This window comes from Endozoicomonas atrinae (assembly GCF_001647025.1).
In the GTDB taxonomy this organism is placed as follows: Bacteria; Pseudomonadota; Gammaproteobacteria; order Pseudomonadales; family Endozoicomonadaceae; genus Endozoicomonas; species Endozoicomonas atrinae.
Genome location: NZ_LUKQ02000072.1, coordinates 1 through 26,481, shown reverse-complemented (window position 1 = coordinate 26,481; position 26,481 = coordinate 1). Strand labels below are relative to the sequence as shown.

At 48.7% G+C, this 26,481-nt stretch carries 23 protein-coding genes; 13 read left to right on the top strand and 10 right to left on the bottom strand.

Annotation, left to right across the window (positions count from 1 at the left end):
• On the bottom strand, positions 1–286 hold a 286-nt coding region (locus tag AK963_RS32000; protein ID WP_139117374.1), incomplete at its 3' end, for a hypothetical protein.
• On the opposite strand from AK963_RS32000, the gene AK963_RS12155 reads away from it, so the two are divergent.
• Positions 285–1,262 (top strand): hydrolase, encoded by a 978-nt coding sequence (locus AK963_RS12155; protein WP_066015721.1) that lies wholly within the window; start codon positions 285–287, stop codon positions 1,260–1,262. The genes AK963_RS32000 and AK963_RS12155 overlap by 2 nt on opposite strands.
• A gap of 14 nt (positions 1,263–1,276) precedes the next feature.
• A complete protein-coding gene (locus AK963_RS12150) occupies positions 1,277–1,867 on the top strand; it encodes a DUF502 domain-containing protein (protein WP_066015720.1) in 591 nt (196 codons plus the stop codon).
• A 109-nt stretch (positions 1,868–1,976) separates the two neighbouring features.
• Here AK963_RS12150 and AK963_RS12145 read toward each other — a convergent pair whose 3' ends face one another.
• Positions 1,977–3,215, bottom strand: a complete 1,239-nt coding sequence (locus AK963_RS12145) for an L-lactate MFS transporter (RefSeq protein ID WP_066015719.1) — start codon at positions 3,213–3,215, stop codon at positions 1,977–1,979.
• A 453-nt stretch (positions 3,216–3,668) separates the two neighbouring features.
• Between AK963_RS12145 and AK963_RS12140 the strand changes: the two genes are divergently transcribed.
• The 7 genes from AK963_RS12140 (at position 3,669) to AK963_RS12115 (ending at position 8,504) form a co-directional block, all read left to right on the top strand.
• A complete protein-coding gene (locus tag AK963_RS12140) occupies positions 3,669–4,115 on the top strand; it encodes a CreA family protein (protein WP_066015718.1) in 447 nt (148 codons plus the stop codon).
• A gap of 67 nt (positions 4,116–4,182) precedes the next feature.
• On the top strand, positions 4,183–4,605 hold the full coding sequence (locus tag AK963_RS12135; protein WP_066015717.1) for a LexA family protein: 423 nt from the start codon (positions 4,183–4,185) through the stop codon (positions 4,603–4,605).
• Positions 4,602–5,771 (top strand): Y-family DNA polymerase, encoded by a 1,170-nt coding sequence (locus AK963_RS12130; protein WP_066015716.1) that lies wholly within the window; start codon positions 4,602–4,604, stop codon positions 5,769–5,771. Before AK963_RS12135 ends, AK963_RS12130 begins: the two co-directional genes overlap by 4 nt.
• A gap of 153 nt (positions 5,772–5,924) precedes the next feature.
• A complete protein-coding gene (locus AK963_RS12125; RefSeq protein WP_175404501.1) occupies positions 5,925–6,134 on the top strand; it encodes a helix-turn-helix domain-containing protein in 210 nt (69 codons plus the stop codon).
• Positions 6,131–6,985: an IS630 family transposase gene (locus tag AK963_RS12120; protein WP_066015714.1), complete on the top strand. Its 855-nt coding sequence runs from the start codon at positions 6,131–6,133 to the stop codon at positions 6,983–6,985. Before AK963_RS12125 ends, AK963_RS12120 begins: the two co-directional genes overlap by 4 nt.
• 20 nt (positions 6,986–7,005) lie before the next feature.
• Complete coding sequence (locus tag AK963_RS36855) at positions 7,006–7,149, top strand: DUF4113 domain-containing protein (protein ID WP_420795609.1); 144 nt, start codon at positions 7,006–7,008, stop codon at positions 7,147–7,149.
• Positions 7,150–7,265: 116 nt separating this feature from the next.
• Complete coding sequence (locus AK963_RS12115) at positions 7,266–8,504, top strand: hypothetical protein (RefSeq protein WP_066015713.1); 1,239 nt, start codon at positions 7,266–7,268, stop codon at positions 8,502–8,504.
• A gap of 333 nt (positions 8,505–8,837) precedes the next feature.
• Here AK963_RS12115 and AK963_RS12110 read toward each other — a convergent pair whose 3' ends face one another.
• From AK963_RS12110 to AK963_RS12075, 8 genes are all read right to left on the bottom strand, one after another.
• Positions 8,838–11,048, bottom strand: a complete 2,211-nt coding sequence (locus AK963_RS12110) for a glycoside hydrolase family 3 N-terminal domain-containing protein (RefSeq protein WP_066015712.1) — start codon at positions 11,046–11,048, stop codon at positions 8,838–8,840.
• Positions 11,049–11,262: 214 nt separating this feature from the next.
• Positions 11,263–11,736: a hypothetical protein gene (locus AK963_RS12105; protein ID WP_066015711.1), complete on the bottom strand. Its 474-nt coding sequence runs from the start codon at positions 11,734–11,736 to the stop codon at positions 11,263–11,265.
• A complete protein-coding gene (locus tag AK963_RS12100; protein WP_202969761.1) occupies positions 11,736–12,557 on the bottom strand; it encodes a carbohydrate ABC transporter permease in 822 nt (273 codons plus the stop codon). Before AK963_RS12100 ends, AK963_RS12105 begins: the two co-directional genes overlap by 1 nt.
• Positions 12,554–13,435 carry a carbohydrate ABC transporter permease gene (locus tag AK963_RS12095; RefSeq protein WP_066015710.1) on the bottom strand — a complete coding sequence of 294 codons (882 nt, stop codon included), beginning with the start codon at positions 13,433–13,435 and terminating at the stop codon, positions 12,554–12,556. Before AK963_RS12095 ends, AK963_RS12100 begins: the two co-directional genes overlap by 4 nt.
• 69 nt (positions 13,436–13,504) lie before the next feature.
• Entirely contained in the window at positions 13,505–14,746 is a 1,242-nt protein-coding gene (locus tag AK963_RS12090; protein WP_066015709.1) for an extracellular solute-binding protein, read from the bottom strand.
• A 230-nt stretch (positions 14,747–14,976) separates the two neighbouring features.
• The gene (locus AK963_RS12085) at positions 14,977–15,963 is read right to left on the bottom strand and encodes a LacI family DNA-binding transcriptional regulator (RefSeq protein WP_066015708.1); all 987 of its coding nucleotides are present in this window, start codon (positions 15,961–15,963) and stop codon (positions 14,977–14,979) included.
• 147 nt (positions 15,964–16,110) lie between these two features.
• Entirely contained in the window at positions 16,111–19,494 is a 3,384-nt protein-coding gene (locus AK963_RS12080; protein WP_066015707.1) for a GH36-type glycosyl hydrolase domain-containing protein, read from the bottom strand.
• 40 nt (positions 19,495–19,534) lie between these two features.
• Entirely contained in the window at positions 19,535–20,653 is a 1,119-nt protein-coding gene (locus AK963_RS12075) for an ABC transporter ATP-binding protein (protein ID WP_066015706.1), read from the bottom strand.
• Between the two features lie 406 nt (positions 20,654–21,059).
• Between AK963_RS12075 and AK963_RS12070 the strand changes: the two genes are divergently transcribed.
• From AK963_RS12070 to AK963_RS12055, 4 genes are all read left to right on the top strand, one after another.
• Positions 21,060–22,400, top strand: coding sequence for a hypothetical protein (locus AK963_RS12070; protein ID WP_238593711.1), 1,341 nt, complete (start codon positions 21,060–21,062; stop codon positions 22,398–22,400).
• 3 nt (positions 22,401–22,403) lie between these two features.
• Complete coding sequence (locus tag AK963_RS12065) at positions 22,404–23,366, top strand: hypothetical protein (protein ID WP_083232605.1); 963 nt, start codon at positions 22,404–22,406, stop codon at positions 23,364–23,366.
• 29 nt (positions 23,367–23,395) lie between these two features.
• Entirely contained in the window at positions 23,396–24,631 is a 1,236-nt protein-coding gene (locus tag AK963_RS12060; protein WP_066015704.1) for a putative glycoside hydrolase, read from the top strand.
• A gap of 196 nt (positions 24,632–24,827) precedes the next feature.
• Positions 24,828–26,255 carry a hypothetical protein gene (locus AK963_RS12055; RefSeq protein WP_083232604.1) on the top strand — a complete coding sequence of 476 codons (1,428 nt, stop codon included), beginning with the start codon at positions 24,828–24,830 and terminating at the stop codon, positions 26,253–26,255.
• The last annotated feature ends 226 nt before the right edge of the window (positions 26,256–26,481 follow it).

The window sequence follows — 26,481 nt, the reverse complement described above, 5'->3', positions numbered from 1 at the left end:
GAAAATCAACATCATTAAAACCTTCGGGTAGCTGTGGTCGACGAGACATCTGTTCTAGATAATGCATGGTAATGATGCCTAAGCATAGTTGGCGGCAGCTTAAGGATTTAGAAAATGCGATTGGTATAACACTCCATTCCGTCAATGTAGGCGTAACGCTGTACGGGGATAAGCGAAATGTGAGCATGGTATCTATTCCGTTTTTGCATTGGTTGGCATCCAACGCTATCTCATTCACACTATCCGTTTGAATCGTTCCTGATCGGGAATAGGAAGTCCTTAACATGCACTTTACGCCCGCAGTGGGATTGAAAAATCCCCACCTGCAAACCCTTGCTCCTCGCTTGATTCGTAGAGCTGCGTTGTTTGAGCCGTTTTGGCAAACTCTGGATACTCCGGACGGTGATTTTCTGGAACTTGCCTGGAGTGAAAACTGGCAAACTGAGCAGGCTCGGACAAAGCCGGTATTTGTGCTGTTTCATGGGCTGGAAGGTTGTTTTTACAGCCCGTATGCCAATGGGTTGCTCAACGCTTTTGCCAGAGCGGGCTGGCTGGCGGTCATGATGCATTTTCGAGGCTGTGGAGGTAAGCCCAACCGGCTGGCCCGGAGCTACCATTCCGGTGAAGTATCCGACGCGCGATTTTTTCTTAAGTATCTTCAGGAGCAGCTGCCTGATCAGAGGAAAGTGGCGGTAGGGATTTCTCTGGGTGGCAATATGCTGGTGAATTACCTGGCCAGATACCGCGAAGACCCAATTCTGGATGCGGCCACGGTGGTTTCTGCACCGCTGGACCTGGCTGCCTGTGCGCAGCGGATAGAGCAGGGATTTTCGAAAGTCTATCGAACGTATCTGCTCTCTTCCATGAAGCGCAATGCCCTGCGTAAGTATCCGTTGTTGAAAAAGGAGATCAGCGTTACTCATCAGGGAATTGAGCTACTGTCCACACTGTATGATTTTGATGATCTGATCACCGCACCACTGCATGGTTTCAAAAATGCAGACGACTATTATCAGCAGTGCTCTGGCATTCATTATCTGAATCAGGTGTCAGTACCACTGCAGGTGATTCATGCCAGAGATGACCCGTTTATGACGGAGGCAGTGATTCCTGACTTTGCGCTGCCGAAGCATATTAACTACCAGTTGTACAATCATGGCGGGCATGTTGGGTTTCTGTCGGGCAGTACCCTGAAACCGCAATTCTGGCTGGAAGCCACGTTACCGGTTTATTATGAAAACATTGGAAACATGACGAATTAAAGGGAGATTGTTTTATGTCGCGTATCATTCGCTGGTTTCTGGAAGGGCTGGCTGTGCTGGTGCCTATTCTGATCACTATTTATCTGTTCTCAAAAGGGATCAGCCTGGTTGCTGACTTGCTAACGCAGACCCTGGGACCCATTCTGATTCGTGAGCTGCCTATTCATGGACGCTGGCAACTGGTATCCATAAGTCTCCTGCTGATGATTGGTGTTACCGTGCTTGCTGGTGCTATCACCCATGTCTGGCTGGGCCGTCATATCGTCCGTCTGGTGGATCAGCTACTGACCCATATTCCACTGGTAAAGCTGGTCTATTCCGCCATTAAAGATGGGGTCAATGCGTTTATTGGCGATCGTCGTGAGTTTGATCGACCGGTGCTGGTGAGCATGGGGGATATTCAGGTTCCCGGGTTTGTAACCCGAAGCTCTGCTGATGATTTTGGTCTCGAAGGTCATGTTGCCGTTTACTTTCCCATGGCCTTCAGTATTGCTGGCCGGGTTGTTCTGGTGCCTGCAGATAAAATCAGGCAGCTTGATAAGAGCAGTGCTGAAGTGATGTCATTCCTGGTGTCTGGAGGTGTGACTTCCGGTAAACAATCATGATTTCTCTGTCACCAATGAAAGAACGGAAAGAATGTTGAGAACATTCTGATGACCAGGAACTGTTGAGATAAAGTCAGCAACGGCTGACTTTATCTCTGATAGGTATATCTTACGCCAGGGCAACTTCCTGCTCGATTTCTGGTCGGGTAGCCCCAACTGGTTTTGTTATAAGGGCGAGGGCAAGAGCGATGCCAACCATCACGGCAGATGCGCTGTAAGCAAGGGTATAGCTGCCGCTGGTATCAACGGCAAAAGCGGCGATGACCGGGCCAATAAAACCACTGATTCCCCACGCGGTATAAACCACACCATAGTTGGTTCCGTAGTTTTTCAAGCCGTAGAACTCGGCGGTCAGCGAAGGGAACACAGAGAGCAGTATGCCGTAGCCAACACCGGCAGCAACGGCACCGATGATCAAGGTGATCTCTGTACTGTAACTGGCGAACATCATCATATTGGCGCCCTGCAGTACAAATGCCACCATTAAGGTTTTGATCCCGCCAATCTTATCGGACAGAATGCCTCCCCCCATTCTGCCAAGGCAGTTAAAGATAGCTACGATGCCTACCAGGTAGGCTGAGTCGCTGATATTGGCCTGGGTAAGGGCAATACTGGTGATATTACCGATCACCATCAAACCCGCTGAAGAAGCAAAGGCGAACATAATCCACATAAAGTAAAACTGTGGGGTTTTCAGCATGGCTTTCCAGGTAATATCTTTGGGTTTTATGCTATTCGCAGTGGCCAGACTTTCATTTTTCGGGGCTTCTGGCTGGTAACCTTCGGGTGGGTTGTTGATGGTACAGGCAAGGGGAACGGCAATGATAATGACTGCGGCTCCGAGCACCATAAAGCTGTATTGGATTCCCAGTGTTTCGATAAGCTGTGAAGTCAATGGCGCAAGATAAACGGCGCCAAGACCAAATCCAGCAGTGATCACACCGTTCACAAACCCTTTTCTGGATGGATGAAACCACTTCATGGCAGCAGGGCTCAAGCAGGCATAGCCAAAACCGATACCGGTACCCACCACGACCCCAAAGGTTAAGACCAGCGCAAGAGGGCTTGCTACGAGGCCGGATAAAATCATTCCCAGTCCGACCAAGCTGGTTCCCAGGATCAATACTTTTCGGGGACCCATTTTATCCTGAAGAATACCAGCAACCAGCAGGGCGGCAGCGAATACGACAATGGCTACTGTGTAAGGCAGGGTGGCATCCGCGTTACTCCAGCCGTAATCAATAACCAGAGATTTTTTAAAGACGCTCCATGCGTAAAGAATACCGATGGCCAGGTTTATGCAAAATCCGGTCCACAGAATTTTGCCGGCTTTAGACAGTGACTGCATGATCTACTCATTGAGATTTTGTTTTAATAACAACAGTTAACACCGGTATTGGTGCTTATAGTTTTGCCAATAAAAAAGATGAAAAACTGTTGGCCAGTTTCTATTTGTTGAAACTGAAAATAGAAAAACAGCGGGTTGGATAATGTTCAGTGATGAAAACTATCCAAAAATAAGAACTAATCCAGACTCTGTTGCTCGGAGATTGTGCTTTTTCGACAGCAACACTGGCAGTTGTAGAAACGCTGCCGGATGGACTACGAAACCATCATAATCAAGAAAAATGCAGTAAATCTTGATGCAAATCAACAGGGGCAGCGATTCAGGTGCGCAAATAAAGCCAGATAACAAAAAAATGGAATGTTAGGCAGCCTAACAAGCTTGTTATCTAACCAGTGGATACAACGTTGGACTTCATGGTCAACCATCCCATCAATTCACAAAATGGTTATGAATATGAAAAGAATAGCGCCTTCAGCCCTCTTGTTTGCCTGTCTGATTACTTTACAGCTATCGGCTTATGAGCAGGTTGCAGAGGAAAAAATGAGTTTCTGGGAAACCAAACGGATCGTGGTGGATAAATTTATCGATCCTGCCAGCCCGAACATTACCTGCTATGTCAGCCGGATTCACGATAAGAACTGGTTTGAGGATGCAAATCCATCGGATAGTAGCCTGACCTGTGTCAAAAGTTATGACACAGCGGCAGTTGCTCTTGAGGCGTTGAAAAATGCGCCTGATCAGGAAGTTTATGTGCACTCCCAGAGCAGGGGGGACAAGGCCTTAAGAGTAAAACGGAAGTACGATGCCGCTAACAATACCGTACTCTACATTGCTTATACCAACCAGACAGGCAGAGGTAGCACCAAGCATGCTATTGCCGCGGTGAATCTGAACCATTGACTTGACAGCAGGGAGAAAGAGAATAAATTATACTGTATATAAATACAGTATTGGAGTTTGTCCGGCAATGAAGCTTGTTCCCCTGACCCCTGAGTTAAAGCCAGTAAAGTACCCTTATTACCGGAGTCCGGCAGCCTGTGGGTTTGTCAGCCCTGCGGCGGATTATCTACAGGAAACCTTGTCTCTGGATCAGCTGTTGATCCGCCATCCGGCGGCTACTTTCTTTGCCAGGGCGCAGGGTCAGTCCATGGAAGGGGCGGGGATCTTTAATGAGGATATTCTGATCATTGACCGCTCTCTGACCCCAAAGTCGGGAGATGTGGTGATTGCCCTGCTGGATGGAGAGTTGATTGTGAAGCGGCTGGTATACCGCGGCTCAAAACCGGTGTTACAGTCAGAGAATCCAGACTACCCTCCCATCGTACTGGACTCCGAACAGAATCTGGATGTCTGGGGAGTCGTCACCGAAGTGGTGCACCGTTTGCGATGAAACCGGTGATAGCCCTGTGTGATGCCAATGCTTTTTACTGCTCCTGTGAGCAGGTCTTTGATCCATCGCTGAGAAACCGACCTCTTGGCGTATTAAGCAATAACGATGGTTGCATTATTTCCAGAACCTCCGAGTTGAAAGCTCTTGGCGTTGCCATGGGAACACCAGCCTTTAAGGTGCGCCATTTACTGGAACGGGGTGAGATTGTACTGAGAAGTTCCAATTACCCGCTTTATGGCGATATGTCATCGCGGTTTATGTCGGTACTGGAACAATTCACGCCAGCCCTCGAAGTTTACTCCATTGATGAAGCATTTCTTGACCTCACCGGGCTTCCAGATGAAAAACTGGAGAGTATTGGCAGGGACATGAAAGCAAGGGTTGATCGCTGGACCGGGCTACCTATCGGGGTTGGTATTTCAACTACCCGGACACTGGCCAAGCTGGCGAACTACGCGGCCAAGAAATATCGTGCTACAGAAGGCGTGGTCGATTTAACCAGCCCTGAGCGTCAGCGGCGTTTGATGGAGATTACCCCGGTGGGTGAGGTCTGGGGAGTAGGGCGCCGAATTGGCAAACGACTGGAAAATAAGGGTATACATACTGCCGCTCAGCTGGTGGACTGTCAGCGCAAATGGATTCGACGTGAGTTTTCTGTGGTACTGGAACGTACCGTGTGTGAGCTTCAGGGAGAGAGCTGTATTGCTGCGGATGACCTGGGCAGCGATAACAAGCACCAGATCATGTGCTCCCGGAGCTTTGGTAAACGCATCACAACCATTGATGAGCTGCACTCAGCCCTGGCCTGTTATATTTCCCGCGCCTGTGAAAAGCTTCGGGAGCAGAAACAGTTCGCCCGGGAAGCCATCCTGTTTATTCGAACTGATCCATTTCGTCAGAGCTCCTGGCCAATGGGAGGAAGTATCCGGCTGGCTCTTCCTGAGCCCAGTGCTGATACACGTCCGTGGTTGCATTTGCTGAGACCAGCCCTGGAGAAGCTATTCCATGAGGGCTGTGAATACAAAAAGGGAGGGTTTGTATTGCTGGATCTCTGTCGCAGCCAGAGCTTTCAGGGAAACTTACTGGCCATTCCTCCTCACCCTGAGGCTCCGGAAAAAGAGTCTGTAATGACGGTTCTGGATGCGATTAAACCCCAACCAGCTTGAAAACCGTATGTTTCCGATTCTCACTGGTTTCAGTTCGCCATATCCTAACTGACAGACAAAAAACCATCGGTAAAATGACGTATTTTTTGCCGGTACCAAGTTTTGCTGAAAGTCCATTGTGCGGTGTGGGACCAAACTCCGGAATGCCTTCTGGTGCAATCTATTCAGGCTCCCCATACCAGAACCCGGGAACGTTTCTCTGCGTTGTACCAGGTAGCCACAGGCGGCTCCCCCGTTGCAGTCGCCAAAAAACTGGATCGCCGTCATGATACGGTGACCGGATGGATTAACAAATATAACCTCAGTGGCCCGGACTCTATGGTGTATCGGCGCACAGGTGGACACCCCCCTTTTGTCGAGTGATTGGTGGAGCGGTTGCGGGGATTATAGACAGGGCTCTTGAACAGGCAGCTTCACAGGAGCGCCCTCAGCACTTTGTCAGATGGACACTGAAAACACTCGCAGACTGGTGTTACAAAACGTTTGCTGTTCGTTTTAGTCGTGAGACTCTTCGACAGGCCTTGAAACGCCAGGGTTACTCATGGAAAAAAGCTAAAAAACTACTGAACAAAGCCGACTCGGCCTTACGATCCGCATTTCTTGAGCAGCTGAAACCTCTGCTGGAGAAAGCGACCCGGCAGGAACGTCTTCTGGTTTATATTGATGAGGCTCATATCCATCAGGATACTGATATAGGTTATGGCTGGTCTCGCAAAGGTAAGCGCTTCTGGGTAAGTTCCGACTCACCGGGACTTTCTGCCAAGATCAGCTTTTATGGCGTTTACTACTTTAATGATGGTCAGGTCAGGATTTGGCCTTATCCGAGTGGTCGGAAAGAGCATACCGTGAATGTTCTTGAGCGTATTCGCCAGGAAAAGCCGGAGGAGGACATTGACCTTATCTGGGACGGAGCCTCCTGGCATACGGCCAAATTAGTACAGGAAGCGGGTAAACGACTGAACATTAATATTATCCAAATGCCTTCATACAGCCCGGACTTTATGCCGGTAGAGGCTCTTTGGCGCTGGTTGCGTGAAGACGTTACCTATCATCACTGCTATGCAACAGCAGAAGAGCTTTTACAGGCAGTTAATGAGTTTACTGCTCGAATCAACCAGAACCCAATGATCATTGCAGACCGATTGTGGGTGAAAGATTCCCTTGTTGACGAAGAAGAAATTTTAAGAGTCAGAAAACAACCGAAGCTGGAATAAAGCTCCGGTTTTCAAGATGGTTGGGGTTTAATCATCGCTTCGGTCGAAATATGCTTCGCCCGGCTTCTGTGGGTTTTGAAAAACAGGACTGGCATATGAATCAGCAGTTATTGAGCCGCTGCTATACAACCAATTGGTCAGATATACTAACAATCAACACATGATCGATATATTTCTATGCTTGTTTTTAATAGACTTAGGCTGTTGAAATGTAAGAATCATACCCACGTATAAAGGAGATGAATATTATGTTGGGTGTTTAATTAACAGGGAGTTTGTTATGGATATCATGCCTAGGATTCCAACGGCACGGGGAGCATATAGGGACTACGATGCTCCAACTATGAGTACTGTTGATAAAGATAAAACATACTTGGAAAAACAAGAAAAAAAAGCCCTGACTGATGATTGTAAAAGGATAGCAAGCTATAAAATTTCAGAATGTAAGCAAGAATCTGAAGGGGAAAAGAATTCGAAGATAGCTTCTGACAGAAAAGAACAGAAAAAGAAGGAGCTAATGCTATCTAATGAATTAAAGTCAATTGCGATACGAAATGAGCTTGCAACTACTTATTGTCATGGACTCCTTGAATTATATCAATTTCGTTATGGGACCCTGGAAGGCTTTGCCAGGTTTCACAGGGATAGCCAATCCGTGAAAGAACAGGTTACACCAGGGGTTACTAATGGTGTTGTGTTGCTGCCGGACTATACATGCACTGCCAATGTTGGCTGGAACCCGGTTACTCTGAATCGAACTATTAAAAATGGCAGGCCTGAAGAGAAAAACACTATTGCTTTAAATGTTATTATGAGTGATGGGTTTAAAGATATGTTGATTTATCTTATTCAACATAAGAATGATCAAGGTGTGTCCAGGCTTATAAAGTCAGTATTAGATGAACATGAATTTGATGAGCTGGAAAAACGTTATTGGGCTAATCCTGAAGGTTTTTCTACGTTTCAATGGCGCGGCTGGAACCGTTTGAGAGGTGAAAGCAGAGAGTATCAGCCGGATGAAAAATTGAAGAAAAAAAGTCTTAAGAAAATGTATGATAGTGGGAGGATCAGTGAAGAAGAAATGATTCACCATTTAAGTAATCCCGCCTATGGAATTAATTGTGTTCTGGGAGAAGAAGGTTGTATTAGTGTTGAGAAAACATTGAGAGAAGCCAGAGGTGCTGATCTAATGGTTGCCAGGGATCAGGGTAAACATCGGTGGGTTATTAAAAAGGACTGTGAGGTCATGCAGGAAATGGTTAGAAGAGATGGGCGACCCGTTGCTGGCCCATCAGCTACATCGTATCGACTGATGAAAATAGGGCGGCTGTGTTCCAATTATCTGAAAAATAAATTGAGCATAAACAGTGATAAAGAACTTAATAAATTATTGATAGCGAATTGTGTTGCCTATGTTGTTCCAGACGATCACTCTATTGTAGAGGTTGAAATGTCTGCTCAGGACCTGAAACTGTTAAGAGAGGGGCAAAATATTGCTGAGCTGTTTATAAACGTTTGACCTGATTTTAATGGCTGATCATTGGAGCGCTGATATCGAGCGGAGGGGAGCCGGGTCTTAATCAAAGAAGTGAATCAGGCAGGCATGGCAGCCTGATTCTTTAATAAGAATACTTAATTAATACCCCAGCGCTTTTCTTTCCTCATGGGTCATATAAGGATAAGGCGCCTCAAAATAGCTTTCAGGTACCTGGTAATCCTTAAGCAGCTTGTTAAGCTGGGCTGCCATGGTTTTGCGCACTTCTCTATATTGTGGAGAACCGAGAAGTCAGGGGCTCTGCCGGTCAGTGCCTTGAGGCTTTTGATCACCAGTTTTCGGCTTCCGGTTCCCAGCCTATAGCCAATGGTCAGCGCACCCGGTCTGACCGGGTGCATGCCATTCTCTACCGGGGGGGAGCTCACAAAGACCCTGGAGTTTTGCATTGCAGTCACCGCCGACAAATACCTCCAGTTGACCATCAAAATCCTGTTGCTTGCCAAGGGCAAAGTAGGTTCTTTTCTCCGGACTGATCTGCAGGGTAATGGTGCGTGTCTCACCCGGTTTCAGGGTGATCCGGGCAAAGTCCTTCAGCTCTCTGGTGGGGCGTGTTGTTTCAGCCACTGGCAGGCGAACATAACATTGAGCCACTTCAGTAGCAGTAACCGCTCCCTCATTGGTCAGCTCAAAGGTAACGCTTAGGTTTTCAGAGCTATCGAGCTGCTGGTGGGACAGATGCAGATTCTTATAGCTAAACTGGCTGTAGGTCAGACCAAAACCAAATGGATACAGTGGCTCTGCACTTTCATCCTTGTAGGGCTGGTAGTCCTGAAAGTCCCGCATTTTGCCAATGGGCTTGCGGCCATAATAAATGGGCACCTGTCCGGTAGTTCTGGGCATGGTTATGGGTAAACGGCCGGAGGGGGATACATAGCCAAGGAGTATTCTGGCAACGGCATGACCGGTTTCAGTGCCTGCCTGCCAGGCAAACAGCAGGGCATCGGCATACTGTTCTGCGGCAGGTGATGGAATTGGGCGGCCACCGCATTGAACCACAACCAGCGGCTTGCCGGTTTTACCAATGGCAGTGATCAGTTGTTCCTGACCGGCAGGCAGCGCCAGTTCGGCAATGTTTCTGGCTTCACCGGTACGACGATGGCTTTCGCCGACACAGAGAATCACGACATCAGCACGCCGGGCACACTCGACCATGTCGTCACTGAAGTCTGCCGGTTCGGTAAGGATCTCCAGTTCAGGTGCCGCCGCAATCAGACCTTCATAAATAGAGGTCACATCTTCGGCCTTACCATCCAGGCACCAGGAGCCCAGATGCTGACGTTTAGAGTGCGCATGGGGCCCGATAACGGCAACTTTCAGGCCTGTACGGACAAGTGGCAGTGTCTGCTGCCGGTTCTTCAGAAGAACCATGGACTGTTCTGCAAGATGTTGTGCCATGGCTACATGATCTTCACGGCGCATGACGTCCAGGTGACGCTGTTCATCCACATAAGGGGACTCAAACAGTCCAACCCTGAATTTGGCTCTCAATACACGGCAGACCGAATCATTAATGGCCTCAATATCAATGTCACCAGCGTCCAGCAGGTTGGCCAGATGATCTTCATAGGCCTCATTGGTCATGGCCATATCCACACCGGCCTTTAAAGCCATGGCGGCTGCTCCGGCAGCGTCCCGGCTGACCCCGAAGTAGGCGAGGTCTGAAATCGAACCCCAGTCACTGACGACTAGGCCATCAAAGCCCTGGGATTCCTTAAGCCATCCGCGAATTAAGCGTCGACTGCCGGATACTGGCTCTCCGCCAAGGTCGTTAAAGCCGGACATCAGGCTGCCAACACCGGCCTCCAGTGCCGCTTTAAACGGCGGCAGATAAACGTTGTGAAGCGTATTGTCTGTGATCTCAGTGGTGTCGTAGTCACGGCCACCTTCTGCCGCGCCGTAACCAACGAAATGTTTGGCGCAGGCTAGCAGTGATTCGGCATCTGACAGGCTTTCTCCCTGGAAGCCGTTAACAACGGCTCTGGCAAACTGGCTGCTCAGGTAGGGATCTTCACCGCTGCTTTCAATCACCCGGCCCCAGCGGGGGTCCCGGACAATATCCAGCATCGGTGCAAACGTCCAGTGAATGCCAAGGGAGGCTGCTTCTCTGGCAATACCCCGGTAAGCTTCCTGAACCAGTTGCGGGTTCCAGGAAGCAGCTTGAGCCAGGGGGATGGGCAGAACGGTTTGCTGACCGTAGATCACATCCCGGGCCACAATCAGAGGAATGCCAAGACGGCTCTCTTCAACGGCCACCCGCTGTATTTCATTCAGTGTTGATGGATCGACCGTGAGGCCGGGTGCATTTCCCGCCCAGGCGGTATCTGCCAGAATTCGTGACCCCCAGCGTCCCTGTCGAACACCTTCAAGATAAGCCTCCCGGTTGGCCTCAAACTCCAGCATGGGGGTTTGGCACAGCTGACCGATTTTCTCGGCAAGGGTCATGCGGGACAGAAGGTCCTGAACACGCTCTTCAATGGGGAGCGTGGCATCCTGATATGGGGTACTCATGATAGTTCCATCAACAGCGTCGTTTATTTTGAGTTCCGAGCAGCATCAGTCTAGGAGGCTGTCCGAGAATAGCGCCCGTAGCGAGGATGGCAGAAAATTGAGGGTCAAAAATCCTTTTTGTGAGGTGAATAGTGGTTCTATTTGCCAAAAAAAAAGGATTTTTTAGACCAATTTTCTGCCACCGCAGTAGGGCAGTCTATTCTCGGACAGGCTCCTAGTGGTGTGTAAACTCTGGAAATGCTTCGGTCAGAAATTCAGTCATCTCGATGGCCAGTTGCTCATCGCCGTTTTGTCTGGCCCGCTTCTGCAGTTCGACAGCGGCATCCGGGACATAACGCAGATCCAGCTGAACGTAGATATCGATAAATTTCAGCAGTTCAGCATCTGACAGCTTTGGCAGAACCTCACTGGCAGCGGTGATAGCCTGCTGGTAGAAACCGGGTCTCGGGCCTAACAGACTGGATTCCCAGGTTTCAATCACCTGCTGATAGCCCCCCAGGTAGGGGTCTTCAAGGCGCAGTTCGAGCTTGTTCATACCCTTCAGGGCAGTTACCCATTCACCCTGCTGCATTTGCTCCTGGGCGAACTCGAAGTAGGCACTGGACTGGCGGTAAGCCGTAACCCAGGCCGCACAGTAAGCCAGCAATAGAAACAGGCCGATAAGAGAGAGTTTTTTCCCGAGGCTCATTACTTCACTCCTACCCCTGTAAATGCCTTAATAAAGTTTTTCTGCAGGAAGAAGAAAACAAAGACCACCGGTACTGCAATCATGGTAGTCATGGCCCAGAGCTGTTCCAGCTTGCCACCGGGTACATCGGACTGGAATTTGAACAGGGCCATCTGCAGGGTCAGCATGGAATCATCCCGGATATAGAGCAGGGGGCCCATAAAGTCGTTCCAGGCTCCCATAAACGTCAGAATGCCAACGGTTGCCAGGGCAGGGCGCAGCATGGGCAGCACCACCTTGAAGAAAATTCTGAACTCACTGGCGCCGTCGATTCTGGCGGCTTCCAGGTAGGCGTTATCGATCTGCTTCATGAACTGAACCAGCAGAAAAATGTTATAGGCACTGATAGAACCGGGAATGATCAACACGCGGTAGGTGTTTACCCAGTTCCAGTCGTACATCATCATGTATACGGGAATGGTGAACAGGATCGCCGGGATCATCATGGAAGAGAGGATCAGCTTGAGCCAGAACTCCCGCCCGGGCATATTGGTCTTTACAATGGCAAAGGCTACCATGGAAGAGAACAGGCAGTTCAGTACGGTGACTGAGGTGGCAATAAAAATGGTGTTCAGGAAAATCCTGCCCAGGTTAATGCTGTTAAAGACCTCGATGTATCCTCGGAACGACCAGTCAGTGGGCAGAGCATTCGGTGTGTGCATGATCTCTGCTCCTGTTTTAAAGGAGTTGATGATCATGAAGAAAAATGGATAGAGCACCACGATACTGGCCAGGATCAGTGACCCGTAAATCAGCCAGTGTTGTTTCTTAATACGGATCACTGGTTGTCTCCCTTGCTGGTCAGTTTCAGCTGCATCATGGTCAGGGTATAAATAATCAGGGCCAGAAGCAGACCGATGGTTGAAGCCTGTCCCATCTTCATCTGCTCGAAGCCGGTCTGATAGAGGTAGAGCACCGGTGTCAGAGCGGCATTGTATGGACCGCCCTGCAGGTCAAAGTTCATGAACACTTCCACAAACATCTGCAGACCGTTGATGATGTTGATGGTGAGTACAAAGACAATCTGGGGTTTGATCATGGGCAGCGTGATGCAGGTCACCTTGCGCCACCAGGAGGCGCCATCCAGCTCGGCAGCCTCGTAAAGTGACTTATTGATGCTGGCAATACCGCCGAGAAAGATGATCATTTGTACACCGAACCACTTCCAGGAGCTGAATACCGCAATAACCGGCATGGGCAGCCACTGTTCAAACTTCCAGAACACCGGCTGGTCGAGCAACCCGGTGCCGACCATTGAGCTCTGGATGGGCCCGGTAGGTGCTGCCAGAAAGTCAAAAATGATCATGGCGACGGTGATGGACGTAATAACCGGCACGAACAGAATGGTTCGGAACAGGCTGGCCATGAATGTCACTTCATTCAGCATCAGGGCTGCGGTCAGGGCGATCACAAAGCTCAAAGCAACAAAGATGATCTGGTTAAACAGTACGTTAAAGAGTGACAGCCAGAACTTGGCATCAGTCGCCACCATTAACCAGTTACCCAGACCGACAAATCGGGTGTTTTCCGGATTCAGAACGTTGATGTCGAGAAAACTGTTTTGAAATGAGAGGAAAAACGGGTAAAGCAAAAACACCAGAAAGTAGAGGATCCATGGCATTAAAAAGAGGTATGCGATCCAGTTTTCTTTAAACTTCATGTCTGTGACCTGTAATAAATGTGTCGGAAAAAGCCATGTTTCTGATAACAGTACCTGATAAAAAGGGAGTTACTGTTTTAACAACGCTCTTGCTTCCAGGCCTGCCTGATGAACAGCCGATTCCGGTTCCATTTCTCCTTTGATGACGACTTTCGAGTAATACTTCAGAATAATGTTGGCAACATCCGATACATTGACGAACGATTCATTCATCACGGTATGCTTCAGCTGGTCAACAAAGGGTTTAACGCCGGGTTGTTGAAAATAGGGATCGTTCTGCAGAGCAGCCAATGTTGGTAATTGTTCAAGGGTTTTACAGGCGATCAGGTTAATGTCGCTTTCCATTAACAGTTGAATCAACAGCCAGCTGTGCTGTTCTTCTTCACGAGTGCCTTTAAACATCATCAGGGCACGGCCATCCAGGTTGGAATAGTGGGGCATACCGGCTTCAGGCACCGGAATTGGAGCGATACCCACATCCCTGCCAATTTGCATGGGGCCGCCAGCGGCACCCTGAAGGTTGGCTTTCCAGCCAAATCCGTATTGCAGCCACATACCGATGCTTCTGGAGAAGAAGTTTTGTTCCATGGTCAGCGGGGAGTATTTCTGGGCCTGCTGCATGATGGCGAAAAAGTCCGCCATGCCCGCCTCTTCACGGTCAAACGCAGGGTGAGTACCGTAACGGTTGAGCAGCTGATGCTGGCCTTCATTAAAGTTGTAATACACCTGGGCAAGCATATTCCAGTACCAGCTACCGGTGGACAGCACATCGTTCCACATGACCGTACCGTATACCGTATTCCCATTTTTCCTGGCTGGCAGCTGACTGATCTTTTCAGCCGTCGCTAAGAATTCACGCCAGGTGACCGGTGGTTTCTCAGGATCCAGTCCGGCTTCAACAAACAGGTCCTTGTTGTAGATCATCATCTGGGTAGTGGCATGCCAGGGGATGTAATAGTGACGACCAAAGTTTTCCTGCATGAACAGTGGGTCAATGCGTTGATTCAGCTCATCAAAGCCCGTGTATTGATCCAGGTAGGAAAGACGACCCAGTTTAGCGTAACGGGCGACCTGATAACCAAAGATACCGGCATAGACATTGGGGCTATCACCAGCGGCCATTCGAGTTTCCAGGTTACCGTCATTGGTTACAATTAATTCAACATCACGATAACGACGTTCATATTCTGGCTTGATTACTTCGGTGACAAAAGTCATGTAATCACCGGAAGGCACCATGAATTCAATTTGTTCTTTTGCCTGCGCAAATGGGGTAAATGCGATCAGAGCAATTGCTAACCATTTATACATCTTTTAAACCTTTAATAAACAGGGCAGAAAACGTTTGCTACGGGCAGAGTCATCTCTCATCAGCAATAGTGAGGAAACAAAAAAACTGTCTGTTATTCCTGTTTAGAAAACAGTGGAGCATTCTGTTATCAATTGAAACTCGCCTGTTTTAGTAATGACTGAACAGGCGTATTCATTTTCCTATTGAATAAGTTAATGACGATATAAACTTTATATGACCGCTTGTTTAATTAAAGGGTCTCCCTTTTGACTAAATTGGTTGGAATGATTTTGGGTGAATCAATAGTGTCATCACCATTAATGGCGCTGAACAGGGTTTCTGCCGCCAGGGTTCCCATTTCCAGTTTCTGGTGGGAAATGGTGGTCAGGGCAGGAACGGTCATTTCCGATTCACGGATATCATCGAAGCCAACCAGCCTGAGATCGCCGGGAATGGTGACGCCATGCTCTCGTGCTGCTCGAATAATGCCTATGGCCATCTCATCATTGCCGGAAAAAATGGCCCTAGGCGCGATGCCTTTAGCCAGCAGCGCTTTCATTTGCTGATAGCCACTTTCTTCCGTGAAATCTGCGGGAATAATAAAGTCTTTATTGAACTCAACATTAAAATAACCCAGCGCGGCGATGTAACCGTCAAGGCGCTTCTGGTTATCGTAGGAATCCTGTGGGCCACTAAAGTAATAAACCTCTTTACAGCCAGAGTCGATCAGTGCCCTGGTTGCGGCAAAAGCGCCACCAAAATTATCAATAAGAATACTGTAGATATGAGGTGCCTGAATTTCCCGGTCGAGCACAACCAGTGGCAGGTCTTCAGACGCGACAGATTGCAAAAACTGATCATCAAAAGAGTTGGTGAGAACAATGGCGCCATCCACCATACGGTCACGGAGGTATTTGTATGCGGTTGACTGCTCTTCCCCATAAAGACTGCAGGCGACCAGGTCGTAGCCCATTTTGTGAACTGTTCTTTCTATTCCACGGGCTATTTCGCTGTAAATGGGACCAAACCATGAGTTGAAGAACAGGCCGATGGCCCGCGTCTTCTTCTGCTTTAACAGTTTGGCGTTACCATTGGCAACGTAGTTCAGCCGTTTGGCGACGTCCAGTACACGCTGTCGGGTTTCCTCGCTGATACGCTCATTGCCATTGATGGCATAGGAAACCGTCGAAATGGAAACTTTGGCTTCTCTGGCAACGTCTTTAATGGTCGCTTTCATCTTCTCATTCAGTCTCAGTCCAGCGTTGAAACGATTCTATCAATAAGCTGGCCCTGGAGCATCAACAATTTGATGCTCCAGGGCTGCGGGTGAGTGCAGAAGCATCAGCCATTGAAAGGTATCTGAACACTTCGCACGCTTCCACTATTACAGCCAGATCTCCAACAGGTTGTCAGTGGCAGAAAGCTGGTTTTCAATAACGTCTTTTTCGACCAGAGCCGCTCCCGTACGGTAGGGGTTGGCCAGCTGAGTAAACGTCAGTTGTTCGCCATTCAGACAAACCTTTTTAGGTGTATGCTCACCCTGTTCGGGGTGAATGACAATCTGGCATGGCTTGTCGAAAATCCGGAAGTTCAGAGTGACCTTGCCCAGTGCTTTGGCAATCACGGGGTCTAGTACCAGTGACTGCTGCTGGTAACGGATACCCAGTACACTGCTGATCAGCTGGTTAATGTAGATACCCGATCCACTGGAATAGATTCTCCAACCTCCTTTTACCTTGACGTCGCCGGTTCTCAGCTTCTGGAAATTGTCATAGGCTTCGTAGCGGTCATTGAACTTGCCATCAGAGCTGGAGAAATAAGCATTGGATTGACGCAGTTCGGCGTTAGGTACTGCAGACTGAATCCCAACCGGAATAATTTTGTAGAGGTTTTCAAAGACCGCTTCTGCCTTACCCATCTTGCACAGCGCTTCAATGAAACGGATGTGCGCGTGGCAGTACTGCAGGCCAACTTCACGACCCAGGTTGGCGGCCAGTTCGGCACGCTTGAAATAACTCTGCTTTCCGGCTTTGTATTCCGCCATGCGGTCCATCAGTCGAACACCGTCCGGACAGAGCAGGTGATCGTTGATAATGGCCATATGTTTTTCGGCCAGTTCCGGGTTAAACGTTTCGGAAATGATCGAGCGGGAGCCCGGCAGCAGGCGATATTTAATGCCGGTTTTCTGGTCCGCAGGGTGCAGCAGGTACTCCACCTGGCTGGTATCGCCATTGGCAAAGTGAATAAAGCCGGCAATCACACCATCTTTGACCAGGTAGCGGTGGTAATCGGCCTCCATTTTGTCAGCAAGAAGGTTCAGCTCATTGATAAAGGCTTCATACTGGCCATGACCGGCAAGCGCCCTGCTCATGGTTTTCAGGGTTTGCAGTGTCAGTGGAATCGTCCAGCCACTGACCATGTTTTCCCGCAGCGCCTGCTTGGCTGGCTGTAAGGTGTCATCCCAGTCGCCATCGCCGTAGCAGGACAGGCTGGTACCAGGCACCAGATTGTCAATGATATGCTTCAGCTGTCTTTCAACGTGGGCAAAGAGACTGACTTTCTGTTCGGTAAAGCCAAAACCTTCCTCAATCGCCGTATAAGGCAGCTGCTTGTCCAGAATGGACAGATCCCCGGTTGCTACCAGATAGTCTGCCAGTGCCTTCATCGGCCAGACCACCACATCACCATGAGCTTCTTCCTGCTGGATACGGGCGTACTGGTCAAACATAAACCACTGAGGCCAGGTGCCAGTTTCCAGGTGCTGGTGACTGTAGATGGTTTCCAGCAGAGCCGCCACACGGTCATAACGCTGCAGGGACATAAAGAATTCGAACGGCCCCTGGGAAACATCACGGGTTCCCCAGGCGGCGCCAGAGTATTGCTCCAGACCATGGGGTGTACTGTAATGCACCAGTGCATTGTGGGTGAACCACTGCATCGTATCGTTCAGTTTGTCCGCGTTGTGATGGTCATGTTCGAAATCGATATTGAACTGGTTGATCAGCTGGTTCTGGGCATCCTGAAACGCCGTGGTTTCCCTGTCGAAGTCCAGTGATTCCGGTGCCGATTGCTGCTGATCCCACAGAGAACCAGTGATGGTGATCGATGCCTGACCTTCAATGGTGCCGGAGAGCACCAGGTAGCGAACCGGGCCATTGCCGTCTTCCTGTACCAGGTCAACCTGATTCAGGCAGCTGTCCGTACGCAGGGTATAGCTGAGCTCCGGCAGTGTGTCGGCAATCAGTGCATTGTCGCCAGTGATATGAATCAGGTTGCCTTCGTGATGAACCTGGACATGGCTTTCATGCTCATTATTGGCCATCAGCAGCTGATGGGTGATCATCAGTTCAAGAGGCTGGTCATAGCCTTCAGCCTTGATATCCATCTGAATAGCAGGCGAGCTCTGGGCACTGAAACAGCGCACCTGGATAAAGCCATTCTGGAATTTATAGACCCAGAGAGAGTGGTTGGCACCAGCCTCATAGGCAGAAGGCATGGTTAACAGGTGATAGGCTTCGCCCTGTTTGACCCAGATACGCTGGCCACTGGATTTAAACAGGTTGAGAAAGCTGCGTTCAACCCCGAGAAGTTTGTTAAAGGAGGTATTGCCCAGCACCACATGGGAGTTGAATACACCATAGATACCATGGGTTGAGCTCATGATCGCATTGGCAAAATCCTGGTTATTACCGGATGCAATCATGTGGCCGGTCGCTCTTTCCAGATGCTGCTCTTTTGCCTTAAGAGTGACATAGCAGCTGTTTTCCCGGAAGAAGGACAGAAGTTCGCCGCCTTCTGTTTCCGGGAACCGACGCTGCTCACCAAAGAAACGGGTAATTTCGTCTTCGTTTAATGTTTCACCAATAATCACCGCTGGCTGGGTCAGGCAATTCTCTTTCAGGCCGGACAGGTCAATAGCAGTGCCATTACTGTGTCCGATGAACGAGTAGTGTTGTCTGATATCTGCAACCGGCAGAGCCACGCTCACATTGGATGCTGGCATATGGCCCTGGAAATCCAGGTAAAAAACATGACTCGAGTGTTCGCCGGCAGTCAGCTGGATATCCTGAGTCTGAAGCGCAATATACGCCATCTCAAACTGGTAGCGTTTATCATCCAGCGCTGGCTTCAACAGGGCTTCAGGCTCATTGGTGAACTTGTAGCTTTTGCCAAAAAACTGAATACCGTCGGTAGAAAAGTGTGCCACTGGTTGGAATGAACCGATCTGTACCCATGGATTACCGCTGCTCTGTGGCAGATTCTGACGGCAGCAGACGGTATAGCCAACATGTTCCAGCTGGAAGACCTGCTGATCGATGTACTGGCTGCAATAGGCTTCATTCGACTTGACCGCACCGTCATCGGCCAGGGCAATGTCCTGACCGTAGATCAGATCATAGGTCAGTGAATCTTTGCCAAGATTTTCTACATTGGCGGTAAAAAATACCGTATTGCGATCTGTGGCTACGCTGACCGTGACGGTTGCGCAGAATTGTTCTGTACGGGTTGTCCAGGTGACTTCACCGGACTCGTTCCGACAGGTTTCAATCTGTCCATTGAAATACATCAGCGGCGTTGCTGAAATCTGGCCATTCTTTTTTGTACGCAGATAAATATTAGCCAGGGCCAGTTCCATTTCTGGCGTGTCGTACTGGCTGATCATAATCTTGCCAGCCCGGATAGACTGAAGGACATGATACTGATTAAACGACAGTGAAATATTTTGACCGCTGAGCGTATGCTTGGCTGTTGAAATAGAGAAATTCATTGAAACTACGTCGTCTCCGTCGATATTTGTCAGGATTCTTTTACTGAGCAAGGGAGATATTCTCACCTGTCTCACTGTCGAAAATGTGGCATTTGTCCATACGGAAGCAGAGGGATTGCTCCGAGGCATGCTTAAGGGAGTGTTCAGGGCTGATCAATTTGCAGATGAGCGCGTGGCCCTGCAGATCGAAATGAACAAAAGACTCGGCCCCCATCTCTTCAATACCGGTGATATGGGCACGGATTCCCTGTTTCTGACAGCTGCCGCCAATCAGAACATGCTCCGGACGCAGCCCCAGGAATACGTCTTTATCGGTGTGAGTCGATAAAAGCGCCTGCTTCTCTTCAGACAGGGGGAAAAACTGGCCAACACTCTGAACACCGAGTTGACCTTCGTGGTTTACCAGTTTGCCGGGCAGCATGTTCATGGAGGGGGAGCCAATAAACTCGGCAACAAATTTGTTTTTTGGGCGGTGATACACGTTCATGGGAGTATCAACCTGCATGATTGCGCCTTTCTTCAGGATGCAGACACGATCACCCATGGTCATGGCTTCCACCTGGTCATGAGTTACATAGATCATGGTTGCCGGACGACCGGAGTCTTTCAGTTGCTGGTGCAGTCGGCTGATGCGCATGCGCATGGAAACCCGCAGTTTGGCATCCAGGTTGGAAAGGGGCTCATCGAACAGGAATACTTCTGGCTTGCGAACCATGGCCCGGCCAAGAGCCACGCGCTGACACTGTCCTCCGGACATTTGGCCTGGTTTACGATCCAGCAGTTCAGTAATCTCCAGCAGTTCAGCCGCTTCGTTCACCCGCTTTTCAATTTCAGCTTTTGGCTTGCGGGCCGTTTCAAGGCCAAAGGCCAGGTTCTGACGGGCAGTCATGTGTGGGTAGAGCGCATAGTTCTGGAACACCATGGCAATACCGCGGTCTTTGGGTTGGACATCATTACATTTGATATCACCGATGATCAGGTCTCCGCTGGTGACACTCTCCAGACCAGCAATCATTCTGAGCAATGTTGATTTGGCACAGCCTGAAGGACCGACCAGAACCATGAACTCACCGTCCTCAATGTCGAGAGACACATCATGAACAGCGTGAAAGCTGTTCTCATACACTTTATTAATATTTTGCAGCTTTACCCGGGCCATTGAGGTGGCTCCCTGATGTGACTATGGCTGGGAGGCTGTCTGAGAATAGTGTCCTGCCGGAACTTCTCCCGCATTGCACTATTCTTGGACAGCCTCCTGAAACCCAATGTTTAATATTGGTTAATAGAAACGTTTCTGCATGGTATTCATGAGCGTTGGTGGTGTCAATTGGGCGTGTGAATGAAAATTATACGAAACAGAGTTAATCAGCAATGAAATATGATTTAGATCAATGGAGGTGTTATTTGTGATTGTTTGCGTTTTTTATGTTAGCTCCTGAAATGAAAAGGCTTTGGCCGTGATATTGCTGTTTCACATGTTGTTGAAAAAAAAATCGGCGTATTGTCAGTATTTGGTGAAACGTTTATATTTTTTGCCGACGAGGTATCCAAATAGGCAAAGTGCAGTGATAAAGCAAAAATATCGAGTAATTGCTACTGCGGTGATGATGGCCGTGGGTGGTTGGGCAAATGCCAGCACAGTGACGCTGGAGCAGCTTCAAGTTCGTGAGTCTTTTTACCCTGATAATTTCAAAGAAGAACTGCAGGCAAACCTGGATTTCTTTATTGACGGGGTGGGTGTTGATAAAACGGCTGTCGTTCCTTATGACACTATCTGGGTGACCAATGAGGGTATCAGACATGGCTACTACACGAACACGACGGAAATAGGACTTTATCTGAACATCCTGGTGGAAGTCGAAAAAGCCGGCAACCCCAAGGCCCTTATCCGTATCTCCGAAGTCATTGAAACTCTGGAAAAGGCCCCAAAATTCAAAGGCCTGTTTTACTGGCCATATGACATCATTAATGGTCAGCTGACGGTCAATAAAGATGAAATTGTGCCCGCGGTTGATAATGGCAACCTTGCTCTGGCACTGGCAGGAGTGGCAGGAGCCTATATTGGGTCTGAAAATCCCGAGAAACAGTCCATCGTCAAGCGGATTGACAGCCTGCTGGCAGGGCAGAGGGAGGGCTGGTCAGATATGTACGACAGCAGTAAAGGTTTGCTGATTGCAGGCTGGAAATCAGGAGAACCCCTGCCGTACTACATCGATCGAAAAGCCAATGAAAGCCGCACGGCTTCAATCTGGGCTCCCCTGATTACCAGGGATATGGGAGATGATGCGGTTCCTCAGACTGCATTTACCAGGAAGGAAACTCATACCGCGTCTTATACCCTCAATGGCCAGTCTTACAACCCCATCCTGACCTGGGATGGCGCCTATTTCCAGGCCATGCTACCGGCAATCTGGCTGGAAGAAAGCACCCTGATTCCTGATTATGGCATGTTTGAAGACATGACCCGTCTGCAGATGATCTATGCCGCCAAGTACAATATTCCGATGGTTTCATCCTCTGCAACAGTAGACGACCAGTATGCTGCATTTGGTGTTCCCTTCCTCTCTGAAAGTAAGGTGATGTTTAACAATGAGATTGAAGGTGCTTCGACAGGCACACCTCATGCAGTTGCTCTTGCCTATATGATCGATAAAGACGCATCGGTACAGGCGCTTAAGGGGCTTAAGCGTGCTTACCCGCATATTGAGAGCGTTGCTGGCTGGTATGACGCGGTGGATGCCAGCGGCAGGATGAGCACAAAAGTTTTATCACTGGATCAGGGTATGTTCGTGGGTGCTTTCCTGGCCGAGAGTATAAATTACGACGTCCAGCGGTATATGGAAGAAAAACAGTACTGGCAGGATGTGCAGACCATGTACCAGTCATTTGTTCCCACAGTGAAGTGATTTATGAATAAATTAATACCTGCTGTCGTATTGGGGCTGCTTGCTGCTCCACTGAGTGCCAATGAGTCGACCTCTATCTGGTCTGATGTTCATATTGATGGTGTTTCCGTTATCGATATGGTCGGTCATCTGCCGGAAGAGGGGGGGGCGGCAACATCAATGGACGCATCTTCTGAGGCTCCGGTGTATACACCAAAAAGAACCAGAATGTTGACTGGCTTTGAAGTCGAACGCCACAACTATAAGGATTACCCGCGGCAAACGCTGTTGTCCCAGATCTATGCCGATGGAAAGACTAAAATTACCGACACCTTTGCCATGCGTTATCTGTTCAAGGAGATTCAGGCCTACGCCGGTCAGGATGACGACAAAGTCGGTCCACGGGAAATGCATTTTGAAATAGCTCCTCGCTACGAAAGATGGATCAGCCCGAATTTAAATTACGCGATTGAATTTGCCTATGAAAACGTCTCCGGCGGGGTCGATGGCGTTGAGAAAACCTATTGGCTGAAGCCTGAAATAGCAATGGGCTATGGTAACCATTTCCTGTTTTTGGATCTGGAAACCCGTTATCTGGAATGGGAAAAAGCCTGGGGTGTAGAGTCTGAGCCACTTTATCTGTACAGCCTCTCTGACCGTCTTAAAGTGGGTGGAAAGGTACTGTATGTCGATGAACGCACCGATTTTCACTGGCAGGAATGGGCAATCAAACCACTGGTTCAATACCGGTTTGACAATGGTTTGTACCTTGAGCTTCGCTATGAGAAGGGTAGAACCCAGATTCATGACGGTTCCGGATACGATTACGATAACTATGCCGTCTATTCAGAAATTCCACTGACAGAACATTTTAGTTTCCTGATTGATGCTGCCTACGAAACCGGTGATGAACGTAATGGCAATCAATGGACCTGGGGCGATAGGAATGGTCTTTTCGCCAAAGTGGGTATCATTTCCAGTTTTTAAGCAGTCAGTGCTTGCAAAGGATGTAAACCATGAAAAAAGTGATGGCACTGGCCGCTACCAGTGGTATTTGTGTCAGCCTTCTGACGGGCTGTCTGTCGGACGAGTATGACTATTCGCAGGATGAACCACCGGTATCGGATGTAAGAGTATTCGGTATTTATGGTGAAAATGGTTCCGATAATTTTCTGATGCAAATTGAAAACGATGCTCAAAGTACCCTTGAAGTGGACGTCGATGGTATGGCAGACCTTGATGGTATTTCTGTCCGTCCTTCCCAGCCTGGGGTGGCTGATGGTGCTCTGAGGGTGTCGATTGCCGATGGTAGGTCGGCGAGTATAAGAGCCGCAGCAATTGTTCCGGAAGATGTCAGTACTTACGCAGGGAATGGAACTCTGCAGTTTGATCTGGAGATGATTTCCCGTCATCCGGATACTGCCATTGCCCTGAGTACAGCCTCTGGTGAAGGCTCTCGAAGTGAGGCACAGGTTGATATTACCAGTGCAGTGCGTGCTTATGCCGGGGCATCCACTCAACGAGTCAAAGTGCCGCTTGCCTGTTTTTCTGATCAGGGTGTTGATTTTTCACAGAGCACAATGCCTTTTGAATTGGAAGCAAACAATGGTGCGTCGTTTGAGCTGGGGAATATTCAGATTGCCTCCAATACAGATGAGGGGGCTGATGTATTGGCCTGCTCCGTTACAGCCGAGGAAATCAGTGGCAGCTCTTCCAATATTTTTATTGTAAACGGCCCCGATAACTGGGCTCCCGAACTCGTTTCCTGGTTGACTGATGGCTCCGCTCTGCAGATTGACTGGGGGCATGATAATTTTGCAGCAAATTATGCCGGTGTGAATACGGGTGTGAATGGAGGTCTTATTTTACAAACACCAGGGAGCGGCAGTGATCGCAAGGACCTCAGTCGATATGTTGAGCAGGGGGAACTGCGCTTTATGCTCAATGTAGAAAGTTATGGTCTTCACCCGACAAAACGGATTCAGATTCAAATGGAGTCTATGGTTACGGGAGTTGAAGGCGCGGTACTTTCCAATCCATACCTTCTGGATCCGTGGTTTGCTGATGGTTCATGGCAGCAGGTACAAATTCCATTAAAGGAGCTGTTTACAAAAGCTGATGGGCAGGTTGATGTCAATGCGATACAGAATATTAATAAGCCACTGTCTATTTTTCCGGAATGGGTTGGGGAAGGTGATACATTGAATGGCATGTTCTTTAGAATTGCCAATGTTCAGCTAATTATACCTTAGTACAACGTTGTTTTTTCTCACGAAACGTCAACAGACCCTTCGAAAAATAACAAACCACTACTTATTTTCTGCATCAACAGGGAGTCACTTGTCTATCAGGTGACTTTCTTTTCATGTTCTAAGTCTCTGGTTTGAGCTGAGCCTGCAACCTGATGTCAACAGAGCCTAATCTCCGGTGCTCACTGGTGAATGCATAATGAATGTTATCCCCTTTTATACGTTATTGGCCTGCATGACCTTGTTAATAGCAGGATGCGGCTCGAATAGTGAAGAACCATCAACACCACCACCAACGGACTCCAGCACAATAGAAACAATATATATAGCAGACCCGTTTTATCCTGCTGGATTTGAAGAGGGCTTACAGACGAATCTGGATTTCTTTATTGATGGTGTCGGTATAGATCCTGAAGCCAAAGTGCCCTATGACAATATTTTAATTAGTAATGGCGATATTCAGAAAGCAGGGTATACCAATATTACCGGAATCGGGTTCTATCTGAATTTGCTGGTAGAGATGCAGAGGGCAGGCCATCCGGCAGCTGCGGGCCGGATTGACGCCGTATTGGCGCAACTTGAGCAGGCTCCAAAATATATAGGGATGTTTTACTGGTTGTACGCTATTGAGGGGGATCGTTTGCAGGTAACCGGCGAACAGATTGTCTCTGCGGTGGATAATGCCAATCTGGTACTCTCTTTAGCTTCTGTGGCAGGTGCCTATATGGCCAGTGACAACGCTGTACTGTCCCGCCTTGGGGAAAGAGCCGATCAACTAATCAGGCAACAGGCTGATGGCTGGAGTGCCTTGTATGATCATGATAGAGGGCTGCTGAGGGCTGGGTGGCGGAATGGCAGTTTTGAGAGGTATTGGATCGACCGGAAATCGAACGAGAGTCGTCTGGCACCATTGATGGCTGTTCTGCTGACGGATTCCATGGGAGCCGAAGCTGTTCCCCGTGAGGCTTTTGAGAATATGGAATTGCATCTGGAACCCTATAACCGGAACGGTTACAGCTATACCCCTCTACTTTCATGGGATGGCAGTTTCTTTCAGGCCATGCTGCCGGCTATCTGGTTGGAGGAAACAGCTCTGGTGCCGGATTATACCATGTTCAGGGATTTTGCAGCGGTACAACTTACTTATGCCGATGAACATAATATTCCACTGACGTCGGCCTCGTCGACGACTTCAGACTTGTATGCGGCTTTTGGTGTACCTGAGCTCTCGGAAAGCTATCTTCGTTTTGGGAATCCGGTACCGGCAGGCAATGATCTGCCTCGAGAAAGCAACTGTACTCCAACAGAAAAAGATGATTGTCAGCCCTTTGCAGCAACAGGGACACCACACGCTTCGGCGCTGTATTACCTGGTTAATCCGGAAGATGCCGTCCAACGACTGAAGCGGTTGGCCATGGATTATCCAAGCATAGAGAGTCCTGCAGGCTGGTTTGACGCACTGGATGAAAATGGCAGAGTCAGTGAAAAAATTATTGCTATTAATCAGGGGATGTTTATTGGCAGCTTTATGTCAGATAGTATCCGGAAGGATGTGAGAGCCTACTTCGAATATATGGGTAATTATCATTTGATTGATCATATGTATCAGTCATTTATCTCGCAGTGATCGTAACTGGTGGATAAAGCCGACTAAGCTTACACAGAAAATCCCTTTGGGAAAATAAGAGAATACAGTCATTTATTATGACATTAATCAGTTCTATAGTTACGCCATGTGCGACTTTTAGGTTTGCATAAGGAGACATGACTGAACCTGCTTTCTGCTATTAAAAGCAGTAAAAAGCAAAAAAGAAGGTTTCAGTCATGCCCGTTGAAGAGTTTATCACTACAGT